The 14,558-nt window shown below is 42.5% G+C and carries 7 protein-coding genes; 1 reads left to right on the plus strand and 6 read right to left on the minus strand.

All coding sequences use genetic code 11. The annotated features are described in order from the left end of the window. Window position 1: 1 nt before the first annotated feature. The 6 genes from F2B13_RS11390 to F2B13_RS11415 form a co-directional block, all read right to left on the minus strand. Window positions 2-2,773, minus strand: coding sequence for a DUF1553 domain-containing protein (locus F2B13_RS11390; protein ID WP_149304237.1), 2,772 nt, complete (start codon window positions 2,771-2,773; stop codon window positions 2-4). A gap of 20 nt (window positions 2,774-2,793) precedes the next feature. Then, window positions 2,794-4,254 (minus strand): DUF1501 domain-containing protein, encoded by a 1,461-nt coding sequence (locus F2B13_RS11395; RefSeq protein WP_149304238.1) that lies wholly within the window; start codon window positions 4,252-4,254, stop codon window positions 2,794-2,796. Window positions 4,255-4,313: 59 nt separating this feature from the next. Continuing rightward, the gene (locus F2B13_RS11400; protein WP_149304239.1) at window positions 4,314-7,148 is read right to left on the minus strand and encodes a DUF1549 domain-containing protein; all 2,835 of its coding nucleotides are present in this window, start codon (window positions 7,146-7,148) and stop codon (window positions 4,314-4,316) included. Between the two features lie 131 nt (window positions 7,149-7,279). Beyond that, the gene (locus F2B13_RS11405) at window positions 7,280-8,788 is read right to left on the minus strand and encodes a RagB/SusD family nutrient uptake outer membrane protein (RefSeq protein ID WP_149304240.1); all 1,509 of its coding nucleotides are present in this window, start codon (window positions 8,786-8,788) and stop codon (window positions 7,280-7,282) included. Window positions 8,789-8,806: 18 nt separating this feature from the next. Next, complete coding sequence (locus F2B13_RS11410; protein ID WP_149304241.1) at window positions 8,807-12,211, minus strand: TonB-dependent receptor; 3,405 nt, start codon at window positions 12,209-12,211, stop codon at window positions 8,807-8,809. Between the two features lie 123 nt (window positions 12,212-12,334). Continuing rightward, window positions 12,335-13,504 (minus strand): FecR family protein, encoded by a 1,170-nt coding sequence (locus F2B13_RS11415; protein ID WP_149304242.1) that lies wholly within the window; start codon window positions 13,502-13,504, stop codon window positions 12,335-12,337. A 361-nt stretch (window positions 13,505-13,865) separates the two neighbouring features. On the opposite strand from F2B13_RS11415, the gene F2B13_RS11420 reads away from it, so the two are divergent. After that, complete coding sequence (locus F2B13_RS11420; RefSeq protein WP_149304243.1) at window positions 13,866-14,441, plus strand: RNA polymerase sigma factor; 576 nt, start codon at window positions 13,866-13,868, stop codon at window positions 14,439-14,441. The last annotated feature ends 117 nt before the right edge of the window (window positions 14,442-14,558 follow it).

Consider the following 14,558-nt stretch of genomic DNA (forward strand, 5'->3'; position numbering starts at 1 on the left):
GTTACCCTTTTACGATAAATTCATCTAAGTTCAACAAGGTATTGGCAACAATGGCAAGTGCCGCCAATTTATACTTTTCCTCGCCCATTCTTTCAATTGCAGCTTTTGGAAAGTCCGCCTCCTTCTCCTGTTGCATAAAATGTTCTTGGGCCTCTTGATAGAGTTCTTTCAATAACAAGAGTTTTTCATCGCTTATCTTTCGCCCCATTACCTTGGCATACCCAAATATCAATTGTTTTTCATAGTCCGGATCGGCTTCCATCATTTGTAACGCCAACGCATTCGATGCTTCAAAAAACGTTTCGTCGTTCAATAGGTTTAGGGCCTGCAACGGGGTATTGGTACGAATACGGCGCGATGTACAAACTGATCGGTCCGGACTATCAAAGGTAATCATTTCATTAGGTGGTGTCACCCGCTTCCATAAGGTGTAGAGCGAACGCCGGTATTTCGCAGAATCACCTTTGACCGCCCAATCGGGAACTCCCGTCCATCCTCCATCAACACTACTATTAATGACACTTGGGCCACCCACTAAAGGATTTAACAACCCGCTTACGGTCAAAACTTGATCTCGTATCTGCTCGGCCGATAAGCGTGTTCTGAACCCTCGGGAAAGCCATTGGTTTCGAGGATCATTTTCGATTTTTTCAATGTCTGCATCTGATGATTGTCGGTACGTTGCCGAAAGCACCAATTCACGAAGTAGCGGCTTTACATGCCAATCATGGGTCTTTTCAAACCGAACCGCCATCCAGTCCAACAATTCAGGATGGGTCGGTTTTTCACCTTGCGTACCGAATTCTTCCATGGACTCGACCAATCCGAAGCCAAAAAGCTGTTCCCAAAAACGGTTGACCGCTACCCTTGCGGCCAACGGGTTTTTAGCACTAAGCATCCATTGGGCAAATGCCAAACGGTCGTTTGGCTCTTCTGCTTCAGGATACCCATATATGTTGGGAATACCACGCTCCACTTCGTTCCCCAAAGTCAACCAACTACCACGTTCGAACAAATGCGTCTTACGAGCTTCGGTCACTGGTAATTCTTGAATAATGGGTGTAGAAGTGGCAGGAATTTCAGCCAATCTCTTAAGCTTTTGATTAAAAGCAGTACTATATAATTCCATTCGAGGTTCTCTTTCGTAAAACCTCATCTTATCTAAATAAAAAAGATGGCCATCATACCGTTCTCCTTTAAAAAATCTCAAGTATATATCATGTTTGCCCTCGGTGGCAGCAATGGCTGCCTTAAATTCACGGGTATTATTTTTATGATCGACACCCTTTTGGGAGCCACCCGTTTTAGTAATCTTTACTGCACCTATTTTTTTCCCGTTCAATGAATCTAGGTGGACCGCAATATCACCTGCATAGCCAATAGTCGCCGAGGCAAAAAAGCCGATTTCATCGACATTTTTGAGGTCAATCTGATCGTACTTGACCCAAGAACTGTCTTGTACCTGCCATAGCAAACTCAAACTTTCATCCAATTCAATAAACGGACTCGACTCATAAAAAGACTCTGCCTCATGTATTCGGTAACCGAGCCGGGTTAGCACCGCTTCCTTTTCCTCGTACAGATACGACGATTTTGGTGCTATATCTTCGGGTAAAAGTTCGGCATCAATATAAGTCAGAAGTGATTCTACTTCTTTTTTATTTTCTTCGGAATATGTAAAAATTTTAGGCTCCTCAAAATAGGAATCATTGTCTTTGGCATTATTGAAAAATGCCATGGATTGGTAAAACTCTTCATGTCGAAATGGATCATAAGGATGGCTATGGCATTGCACACATGACATCGTGGTACCTTGCCAAACTTCGTAGGTGGTCGCCACTCTTTCGACTACGGCGGCTATACGAAACTCCTCATTATCGGTACCTCCCTCATCATTGGCCAAAGTATTTCTATGGAACGCCGTAGCAATCAATTGTTGTTCGGTAGGATTAGGCAAAAGATCTCCGGCCAATTGTTCAATAGAAAACTGATCAAATGGCATGTCATCATTAAAAGCATTGATTACATAATCCCTGAATTTCCATATCTCACGATTGGAATCTTTCTCATAGCCTTTGGAATCAGCATATCGGGCCAAATCCATCCACATCGCCGCCCAACGCTCACCAAAATGTGGTGAGGCCAATAATTTATCCACTTCTTTTTCATAGGCATCCGCAGCCCTGTTTTCCATATAGGTCTCAACTTCTTCCAAAGTCGGAGGTATTCCGATAAGATCAAGGTAAAGTCTTCTCAACAAGGTGGCTTTATCGGCCTCAGGGGAAGGGTACAATTCTTTCTCCCTCATTTTCGCATAAACGAATTGGTCGATCTCGTTTTTAGGCCAAGACAGGCTATCTATGACAGGAGGGTCGATGTTCCTTTTTGGAGGGATATACGCCCAATGTTTCTCCCATTTGGCGCCTTGGTCTATCCATCTTTTGACAATATCTATCTCTGCGGATGAAAGGGGAGCGGCATCTTGCGGCATGCGCAACTCCGCATCTTCATGCACCAAACGTTTGTAGAGTTCGCTGCTTTCTGCCTTACCCCGAACAATAGCCTGCTTGCCAGATTCTGTACGGGCAAAGGCATCCTCTTCAAAAAGAAGGCTAAAACCCCCATTCGCTTTCACGCCACCATGGCACCGTAAGCACTTGGCATTCAAAATTGGGCGAACATCTCGGTTATAGCTTATTATGTCGGAGGTTGATTCTTGACAAGAACCCAACCACATCAAACATAGTACAACGACTGTTAGTTTAAAGCTCATGGTAAGCTTGTGTTTTACTTCTATGAAGAGGCCGTCTGTATAGTAGCTGTCTTGCCGAATAAATCAAGAATAGGTTTGCCATGACCATCAGGAGTGGTATAGAAAGGTCTTCCCTCTATGGTGTAATGTGTTTCGGGATGGATGCCCAATGCATGGTATATCGACTGATGTACCTGATCGATTACCACAGGGTTTTCAATAGAGGAACAAGGCCTTTCATCCGCTGTTTTACCATATACCAACCCTTTTTCAACACCGCCTCCCCACATGAGTATCGAACTGCCATCGGTAAAATGCCGATGCATTCCATAAAATTTTTCGTCTTCAATGACATCGGGTTGCGCCACCTGATCTTTGACCTGTTCGCCAGGCCGCCCTTCCATTATGGCATCTCTACTAAACTCACTGGCTAAAATAATCAATGTGCGATCTAAATGGCCGCTCTCATCCAAATCTTTTACCAATTGAGCAATTGGGCGATCAATAAGTTCTTTCATCTTGACCAGACGTGTATGTCCGTTTTCATGGGTATCCCATCCTAAAAAGGGTTCATATTCCGTGGAAACGCTAATAAACCGTCCCCCGTTCATGGCCAATCTTTTGGCCAAAAGGCATCCCAAACCAAAGCGACCGGTATTATACGTGTCATAGACCTCCTTTGGTTCTTGGGATAGATCGAACACTTTTGCTTCAGGAGAGTTTAACAGCCGATATGATTGTTCCATGGAGCGCATCAAAGACTCGCGCTGATAATCGCTACCCTCTTCCATCATTTTACTCTTGTTGGCCAACTCTTTATACAGTTTGTATCGGGCTTCAAATCGTTCAAGGGACATACCTTGAGGTGGACGTACGCTTTCCAATCCACCGGAAGGGTCGGGTATCAAAAAAGGACCGTACTCCGTTCCCAAAAATCCTGCGGAATGAAAAGCTTTTAGCTCCTCCGCCTCACCTACGGTAAACCGTTGTCCCATGGCAATAAATGGGGGAATTACCGGATTGGCCGGGCCAAGTTCTTTGGAGATCCATGCCCCTATGTGCGGTGCTTGAACAGATTGAGGAGGTTCATAACAGGTATGCCAGTGATATTGATGTCGCGTATGTAAAATATGTCCTAGATCAGCCGATTTGTAGGAACGGATGATGGCTCCCTTGTCCATCACTCCCGCCATCGATTCCAGACCTTTTGAAAAATAAAGGCCGTCAACAGCAGTAGGTATTTTTGGAAAGGTACTCAGTACCCTTTTACTTTCCACCCCCTTTTCATAAGGCACATAGGCTTTAGGGTCGAAGGTCTCGGTATGGGCCATTCCCCCGGCCATCCATAATAAAATTACAGTATCGGCCGTAGAGGGAATCTTCGGAACCGACTTCGAACACGAGCTCAAGAAGCTCGCCATTGGAATGGTGGTAGCCGAAGCCGCCAAACTGGCCGCCGTCATTTTTTTAATAAAATCCCTTCGTGGGTTATGTGTTTCCATAGCTTTTATATTGCATTATAATGTATGGCGCGTCGTTTTATTTTTAGTTTAATCCAAGCTCAATTTATAAACTGGAATTCCGGTAAAATCAATGTTGACCAAAAAATATCTTGTAGGCTTTCCTTTTGAGGGTTATCCCCTAAAACACCCAACAACAATTCCTTTTCCCCCTCCGAGGGATTTCGCCCCAATGATTTTTGATACAAATTTATCACTATTTCTTGGCTATCATGCTTATACCGGTCTAACCAAAGTGCAGCCCCTTCTTCTAGAACCCCATTGAAGAATTCGCCATTGGTCAACTCCAAGGCCTGCAATAAGGTCGCCTGTTCATCACGTGAAGTCGCCACATTTTCACGAGTCGGCCTGCCAAGGGCTTTCATAAAAGGGTGTTGTTTTACAAGGCTGGCCCTGGCAAACCCACCATTTCGATCTTTGAACGTAAAGTCGACCAATTTTCCCCAGTTCGACGTACCATAATTTCTGACATTGCTCCATGCCGTATCGTCAAAGATAGTATTGGTCCAAGCTTCATCGGGGGCTTCCGCAGTACTTTTCCAGGTTGTATCGGAATCTACCATCAATTGATCACCATTTTCAAAATCGATTTTCATTGAAAACAGAATCCCGGCCGGATTGGCAATGGTTCCTTCATTTACACCTTCAATGGCAATAACGTTCTCTCCTCTCTTCAAAAACCGCTTCACATCAAGCTTACCTACCCGTTTCCAATCTTCACCATCCGCTATTCTTTCTCCATTGAGATACATGACATATGCATGGTCGACCGAAATCAAGGCGTTGGCCTCTTCAATATTCATGGCCGGAAGAACGATGGATTTTCTAAAATAGCGTTTGCCTGGTTCTGGCAGTACATCACGATCGAACTTGATTTCTCGGTGCCAAATACGTTGTGCAGATTGTTTTTCGCCCTCAGGATTATATTCTACGGCCTGATAGACGGGAAAGACTACTTGGCTCACAGCATCCGAGAACTGCTCCGCGCTCAAACGTCGCAACAATGGACCTTCGAACACATAGTTGGCCTTGACCTCTTCTTGTTTCTCGTAATGAGCCGTTGGCAATTGATATGCTTTTGAAGTCATAATGCGCCGAATAAGATGTTTGAGGTCGCGCCCGGACTCTATGAAATCAGAGGCTACCCAATCCAGTAAATCGGCATCCCAGGGGGTATTGTCCATCTCATCCAAGGGTTCGATGATGCCACGGCCCATTAAACGATCCCAAAAACGATTGGTTATGGTACGATATAACCTTCCATTTTCAGGTTTTACCATAATTTCCGAAAGCTTTGAAAGGCGTTCTTCGATAGTTGAACCATCAACTACACCCAACTCAGGATACAAAAAATTCACTTTGGCCATTTTACCCAAGGGCTTATCACAGCGATTTAATTCTAGTACCGAATCGGCAAAAATAGAAGCAAAACCATACGACTGTTCCAGTGTAAGATTGCTTACAAAACTGTTATGACATGAGGCGCATTTGACATTTACCCCTAGCAATGATTGCCCGATGTTTTGTGCCGCTTGCATTTCGGTACGCTGACTGGCATTCACCACCCCGCGCCATTCAATCCCTTTTATAAAGCCTTCGGAGCTCTCGTCCGGATTGACAAGTTCACTGACGATACGGTCATAACTCTTATTATTCAACAGGGAGGTATAGAGCCAATCGGTAATTTGCTTTCTCCCTCCGGTAATGAACCCCGTTCCGCTATAATCGTTTCTCAACAAATCGTTCCAAAAGCTAAGCCAATGCTGTGTATAGTTATGGTCGTCGGCCAAAAGGGTGTCGATAAGTGCCGTTCTTTTATCAGGTCGCGAATCATCAATAAAATCGGAAATGGCCTCGGGCTGGGGCAAAAGTCCAACTACATCTAAATAGGCACGCCGTATGAATGTTCTGTCGTCTACAACTTCCGGCCAATCGATGTCTTGATCTTTAAAGTAGGTATCGATTAGCTTGTCGACCGGGTGCTTTTCTTCCGACTCCGGCAATTCGGGCCTGACCAAGGTCAACTCGGCCTCGGGAAACACTTTTAACGCCTGATCCGACCAATGTGCCCCATCTTTGATCCACATTTTGATAAGGGATATTTCACTCTTCTTAAGGACTTTCCCTTTCTTTGGCATCACGTCATCATGGTTTGGGGAAAGGGTTATTCGCTTGTAGAGTTCACTTTCTTCCGGGTTTCCTGGGATAATGACCTCTCCGGACTCTCCTCCTTTAAAGACCCCTTCCTTATTCTCGAGTACAAGTTCACCCTTCTTTTTGTTCTCACTATGACATTGATAGCAATTATGGGCAAAAATGGCCCTAACCTGCAAATTCAATTGGTCTTTTTGGACGTTCGAAATCGAATCTGAATTCTTGAGTTCAGCCAAAAGAGCAGCCCCCTTGCTATCGTCATAACCCTCGGAATTGCCGGGTAAGACACTAGTCAAGAAATCTTCTCCATGCGTAAGGTTGGCACCGAGATGACCTGCAATGGTAAGTAATACTACCGTTATCGTAAGTGCCGCCCTATATCCACGAAAGTCCGACAATTTTCCTTTCAGGGTACGTTGGAGGAGCAAAACGGTAATGATTGCTAAAACAGCCGTAGCTATTCCTACATATTGATGGTTGTCTACCAGATTGCCGCTATACTCATCTTGGGTGCGTAGTAGCCATCCTAAGAGGGCGGAAAGAATCGCCGAAATTGTACCTAGGTACACCATCCAACGAATTCCCTCGCGCAGCCCCTGCCGTCTGCCTCCCAGCGTCAACATTTCCATAAAGAATGCGACCACCAACAAACCAATGGGGAAGTGTACCAACAAAGGATGCAGACGCCCTAAAAATTGAAATATCCAATCAAAGTCTTCCATATTATTTAGCAAATTTTTCTATCATCATCTATCTCCATTGCCCAAACCAACATAATTAGACCTATTTCTACAATAAGGTCCTTAGGGCAACTAAATTCATTAAAATACTAATTTACAAGTATAATTAAGAGTTAATAGCCTTCATTTTGACTTAATTTCGGATTTACTAGCAACTCTCTATCCGGAATGGGAAATAAGATCTCATATCCGTCAAACTCGTAATCTCCTGCCGAGAACGGTACTATTCCCCTTGGAGTAGTCGGGTTGGCCATTTCTTGAGCTGCATGGGCTTCAAACAATGAAATGAGTTCTGAAGTGCTCAAGGTACGTCTAAGGTCGAACCAACGATGATTCTCAAAAGCCAGTTCAACTCTTCGTTCATGCAACAAAACAGCTCTGAACTCATCTTGGGAAAGTCCTGACACGGGGGGTAACCCTGCTCTGGCCCTTACTTGGTTAAGATAACCATAGGCCTCCGCATTTGGTCCCGATTGCTCGTTGATGGTCTCTGCAAGCATTAATAAGACATCGGCATATCTATAGACAGGCCAATTATTATCGGGGCGGCCTTGAATGGCATGTTCATACCGAAACTTTTCGATGAAAGGAACCGGAACAAACTCACCGGTAACCATGTCGGTATATCCTTCGCTCAAAGAAATATCTTTGCGTATATCACCATCCTCATAATCTCCAATGATATCCAAAGTTGGTATATTCCAGCCACCTCCGCTGATTCCAGGGAAACCTGTAACCTCCCCATTGGTGAACTTCGGATAGAACTGGTATATAAAACTACTTGATTCACCAAGATCATTGCCCCCCTGAAATTGTACTTCAAAAATTGATTCGTTATTGTTTTTGTTATTGGGGTCAAATACGTCTTCGTAATTTGGCAATAAATTATAACCCAATCCTGTGACTTGTTCTAGGGCCGCCTGTGCCCTTGTATATTCTTTTCTTGTCAACCAAAATTTGCCAGCCAATGTAAGTGCTGCCCCTTTGGTCAATCTTCCCGCTTCTGAATCGGCAACAGTATTGGGTAACAAGGCTATGGCCACATCGAGATCATTCTCGATTTGGGAATACACCTCTGTTATTGGGGAACGTTCCAGCTCAAATGCTTCCGAAGGATCACTAAAAGGTTCGGTCACCAATATGACATCACCAAAATATTGGGTCAAAAGAAAATAGTAATACGCCCTAAAAAATCGCAATTCTCCTTCAAACCGCGACTTCGCAGCATCATTTATATCTGCACCCTCTAATTTGGCTATGGTTAGGTTTATACTCCCCAAGGTATTGTAAATGTCCCTATACAGACCATATATATTTCCGGTATTGGCATTTACCTGCCAATATTCGAACGTTTCTATACCGGGTGCATTTCCCCTATTTCCTTCATCAAAATGAACTGTTGTATTATCTGTAATCATCTCGGTAAAAAGCCATTGGTTCCCTGTGATGCCTTGCAGTTGCCCATAAACACCAATGACGGCTTGATTCACTTGTTTTTCGGTAGCGAAAAAACTTTCTTCACCCAATTGATTAGGGTTTTGTTTGTCCAGAAAATCATCGCTGCACGAAACCAAGGACAAAACTATCGATAGACTTATAAAAATCTTTATTGAATTTTTCATTCTTTAGTTTTTTTAATATTAAAATTGGAAGGTTGCCCCAAGGCTCATCGTAGATGGTAACGGATAAGGCGCATCATCTATTCCGGGCCTTATACCGCCGCGTGCGTTCACTTGAGGATTGCCTACATAGTCCGTGAAGAGGAATAGATTATCGCCATTGAAGAACACTCTGACGTTGTCAAGAAAAGCGATTTGATCAACAGGGATCGTATAGCCCAAGGATACATTTCTCAACCAAACATGGCTTGCATCATGCACATACCAACTGTTCGCTTCGCGTTCCCATTTCCAAAAATTGCTGGTAGGTATCGTTGCATTAGGATCCCTTGTGGTATACCTGAATCTATTCGCTGCCCTTGTCTCTACGTTAAAGACCCCATCCATGTTCATGGTAGTGGACTCAATTTGGCTAAAAACGTCATAGTTTTGCGCCCCGGTAAAAACAATATTAAAATCAAAGGCCTTATAATCGAGGCCCATATTGAATGCCCATATGAATTCTGGATGCGGGTTCCCTATTTCGACCCAGTCTTGCGTATCATATGAAACCTCGCCATCTCCATTCGTATCTTCATAAATGAACGACCCCAGTACCGCACCATCTTGGGTTGGTGAGGCGTCAATTTCTTCTTGAGAGCTAAACGTTCCAAGGTTTCTATACCCATGAAACATACCGATGGGCCTACCTACTTTAGAAACACTGGTCGCACCATAAAAAGATTGCGTTCTGATCTCATCATTATCACCATCTATTTCGAGTACTTTGTTTTTATTGAACGAAATGTTGAAATTACTACGGAACTTTAAGTTGTCTGTAATATTTGTTTTATAATTCAACCCAAATTCAACGCCTGAATTCTCTACTTTACCTATGTTCGTAAAGGTGGTCTCAAAACCGGTTATTACTGGTATATTCACCGCCAAAAGCATGTCTTCCGTTGTTCTTTTATAATATTCCGCAACAAAAGTGAGGCGGTTTTTGAACATCGTTAAATCGATACCATAATCAAATTGGTTGGACTCTTCCCACCCTAGATTGGCATTGGATAGTGAGCTCAGTATCTTGCCCGGCGCAAAACTTCCACCAAGGATGTAATTTGCCGTTCCGAGGGTCGAAAGGCTCGTGTAATTACCAATATCGTTGTTGCCCGTTACACCAAAACTTGCCCTTAACTTAAGGTCATCGAGCCATGCGATATTCTGCAAAGAACCCTCTTCAGAGACTCTCCAACCCAAGGAAACCGCCGGAAAATCACCCCACTTGGTATTAGAACCAAATCGTGAACTTCCTTCCCTACGATAGGTAGCCGACACTAAATATTTGTTATCATAATCATAGTTTAATCGAGCAAAATAGGCCAATAGGCTCCAACTAGATTCGGCCGATGTCGCGGTCAACGATTCTGCTTGTTGCAAGAATCGAATCTCATCATCAGGAAATTTCAATCCATTTCCATTAATAGATCTTACCGTAGCTTCCTGTGCACTATACCCCAACAAGACATTTAAGCTATGTACTTCTTTAAACACCTTATCATAAGAAAGCAGTTGATCTGACGACCAATTGAAAGTTTCCGAATACGACTCGTTCAGAACGGCATCGTTCGGTGCCGGCGCATTCCATGAAAAGCCGGACAGGGTAGAAGGTGTAAACTGATTGTACCTTGTATTGACCAAAATACCATTGAGGGTTGACTTGAAGGTAAAGTCATTCAAAAATTTAATTTCTGCATACCCATTGGCTATTAATCTGCCCGTATTGAGGGTAGTTTTTTGTTCGTGCAAAATTTGAACGGGATTCGCGCTATTAAAAATCAAATCGCCCGGTGTATCATTATCTCCCAAATAGTCATTGAAACTTCCATCTGGATTATACACAGGCTCCCTTGGGTCTACCCATAAGGCTAACCCGACCGGTTGATGTCTGCTATCTTCTCCAATAATTCTTTCGTTGGTCTTTGATCCCGATACGTTCAACCCGACGGTAATCTTATCCGTAATTTTAGTGTCTACTTTGGCCCTAATATTGAAGCGTTCAAAATTCGTTTTAATTACGACCCCGTCTTGGTCCATATAGCCCAAGGTAATTAAGGACTTTGTCTTTTCATTACCGGCGGCGATAGAAAGGTCATATTTTTTGAATAAAGGGGCATTGGCCAATATTTCATCCATCCAATCGGTGGAAATCGTATTGTTCTCTGGATTGCGAATACCTATCGGAATTTCACTTTCAGCAGGTTCCGAACCGTTGGCCGCAATATATTTATCGATCCAGCTTGTTCTTTGAAACTCACCAAATTCTACGGCATTCATCATATCGTAGCGACGGTTATTAGGCACATTTTGAATACCCGTATTTACATCCAAAGTGACACTGACCTTACCTTCTTTTCCTTGTTTAGTGGTTATAAGAACCACTCCATTTGAGCCTCTAGCTCCATATATTGCAGTTGAAGCTGCATCTTTTAATATAGAAATAGACTCGATTTCATTTGGGTTCAAACCTGCTGAAGATTGAAGTGGAAATCCATCAACGACATAGAGCGGGTCATTACCAGCCCCTAATGAACCCATTCCTCTAATGGAGATATCCAGATCTTGGCCAGGACGGCCAGAATTGGACAGTACATTCACCCCAGGAGCTTGCCCCAACAACATCCTTTCCACACTTGCGGCCGGAACGTCTTTAACCTCTTCTAGGTCTACTACGGAAACAGCGGAAATAATATCTTTCTTTCTTTTCGTACCATACCCAACGATGACCACCTCTTCCAAGCCCGATGCGCTCTCTTCCAATTCTATTGAAAGAGTGTCTTGCCCGTTCACTGGTACTTCTTTAGTTGCAAAACCAATATAGGATACGATCAGAACGGCTTCGTCATCAGATAACTGAATTGAGAAATTGCCGTCAAAATCGGCCGTCACGCCATTAGTCGTACCTTTTTCAACAATATTTGCACCTGCTAAAGGAACCCCTTGGCTATCGCTCACCGTACCATTTACCTGAGCCTGCACCAGTGTAATCTTTTCGACAGGAACATTTGTCGTGGGTTCAGACCTCTTTTGTTTCTTGATTACGATTTGCTTTTTGAAAACTTCGAAGGTGACCTCATCTTCCTTGAGCAATTTTTTGACCACCTCATCGATATTCTCATTTTTGGCCCTTAAGGTAACGCGGCGATTTAAATCAAGGTCTTGGTTTTTATAGAAGAACCTGAACTCGGTCTTCTTTTCAATTTCAACAAAAGCTTCCTTTAAGGTAACCTCTTCCAGATCAAGATTGATCTTTTTAAGCTGACCATATCCAGTATTGGCTTTAATCTGAAAAAGGGTAAAAATGAGAAATAGAAAGGTGATTTTCATTTTCAAATCAAGTTTAAGACCGGTTTTTGCAAGCCTGTCCTTTATGCTCGTTTTTTTCATAATTTTGTGTGATTTTTAGTTAGTTATTCTTAGGCTCAAAATCGATTTATGATCGGGGAATGTTGCAGCATTTCCCGATTTTTGATTTCCAAATAAGATTTAGTTCATAGGCTCTTGGTTTTATTATGACTGCTTTTGATTTTGCGTGTTAGGTGTATCTAGTATTATGGTATCATTTTTTACTTCAAATTCAAACTCGGTGTTCCTCTGGAATACTTGAAGAATATGGAATATGGTTTCGGCCCGAAAGGTTCCGGTATATCTAACCTGGTCCAGTTGCCTGTTTCGGTTAATGATTGTAATATCGTAATGGCGTTCCAACTCTTTCATTATATTTTCAAAGGGATCATTGGTAAAAAACAAGGTGCCGTCAACCCAAGCTATATGTTTCATTACATCAACCTCCATAACTTCAAAACCACCATCAATGGCACTGGCCATTTCCCCCGGAGAAATTGAAATGCTTTCGGAGATCTTCTTTTCTTCCCCCTTATAGACTTCGACCTTACCCTCGACCAAAACTGTCGAGCTTGCTTTCTCATTCTTGTAACTGGAAACGTTAAATTGGGTACCCAACACCCTTATGTTCATATTGTCGGTACGAACGATGAAGGGTTGGTCGGCATGATCCGATACGGTGAAATATGCCTCTCCGCTCAAGAAGACCTCCCTGCTTTCTGGATTATTGAAACTCTTTGGATACCGCAGCGTGGTTCCGGCATTAAGAACGACCAACGTACTATCGGCCAGTTGAATTTTAAAGCGTTTGCCATAGGGCACCCGAAGGATATTGTAAACAAGCTTTTCTCTTGTCTCTTTCAGCGGGGTATATACCAATGTATTCCGTTCTTGCCGAACTACATGCTCACCCTTTTTGTTGGTAATCATTCCGCTGGACTCTTCTTCCAAGGCAGTAAAGCTACCATCCTCCAATTGAAGCGTAACTTGCTTTGACTCCTCGAACGGCACGGCTTGAGCCTTATCTTCTTTAGATAAGTAAAAGATGCTGGCTACACCCAATACTACTAAAATAGCCGCAGCATAATTAAGAAAAGTACGGGGCTTACGCCGTAATTTTATGACCTGCTTTGTTGCCGCGGAGGTTGCCTCAACAATACGCTGATACGCATTTTCGGCATCGATTTTTCTATATGCGGAATCGAGCTCATAGTTGGTTGTTAGAACTTTTTTGAGATACTCTTTGTTTTTAGGATCCTCCAACCATTTTTTTAGCATCTGAAGCTCATCCTCTGTTATGGTATCGCCCAAAAATTTGTGTACTAAGTTTTCCAAATCCGTTCGATATTTATTTGTTACATTATCAATAAGGATGCAAAAATTATATTATACCCCTAAAATAAATATGCCTTTTTTTAAAATTCTTTGTTTTTACGGGCTTTTTTCCCAATTTTAGTCTTTACTATAAAGTATATTCCCACTAACCAAAATGAACACATTTTAAAGATTAAAATGCCGCTATTTCTGATAGGTTACTCTTCTTTTCATTGTGAACATTCTCTTTATTTTCAAAAAGCCGATCGTTTTTAATAGTAAGTAACCATAATGTGAAGAACCACGGGAAATAGAGATACTTAGAGCATTTTGATCATTTCGGTCAAAGCGGACAGTGCATATTTATTCAATAGGCAAATAGATGAACAAAGAAGATTTTGTTATATGGGAACGAATCAAGGAAGATGACGATGCTGCCTTAAAGGTACTATTTGACCGGTACTATAAGCCTTTATGTATCTATGCGCTACAATTTTCAAAATCGTTGCCCGATGCCGAAGATTTTGTTCAGGGGGTGTTCATTACCCTATGGTCAAAACGCAATGAAATTCATATTCAGACTTCTTTAAAAGCTTATCTCTACAAATCGGTTTTTAATACCTGCATGCAGAATAAGAGGAAGGAAAAGAAAATCGAAAAATCATTGGAGCTGTTGAAATGGCAAATTTTACAGGAACAGGTCGAGGAAGATAGTACCCTTTTACCCCAGCGCATAGAAAGAATCAAATGTTTGGTCGACGCACTGCCTGACCGTTGTAAAGAGATATTGCTCTTAAGCAAAAGGGAAGGCTATAAAAATAAGGAGATTGCCGAAAAACTAGGAATTTCCTTAAAGACGGTAGAATCTCAAATGAGCATTGCATTTAAGAAAATACGTCTTGGGTTCAAAAAGGCCAATCTAGTTCTTCTTGTCTTCTTAGGAAAGAGGACATTTTAACTAAAAAGTGTAGGATGATATGGCTTGAGAGGAGAGCGTTCCATAGATTGAAGATCACTTACTACTGTATAATAGTTGTTCTTTGTATAAATGGCTAACTAAGACATTGAAATTCTT

It is taken from the genome of Pareuzebyella sediminis (genome assembly GCF_008367235.1).
Classification (GTDB): Bacteria; Bacteroidota; Bacteroidia; order Flavobacteriales; family Flavobacteriaceae; genus Pareuzebyella; species Pareuzebyella sediminis.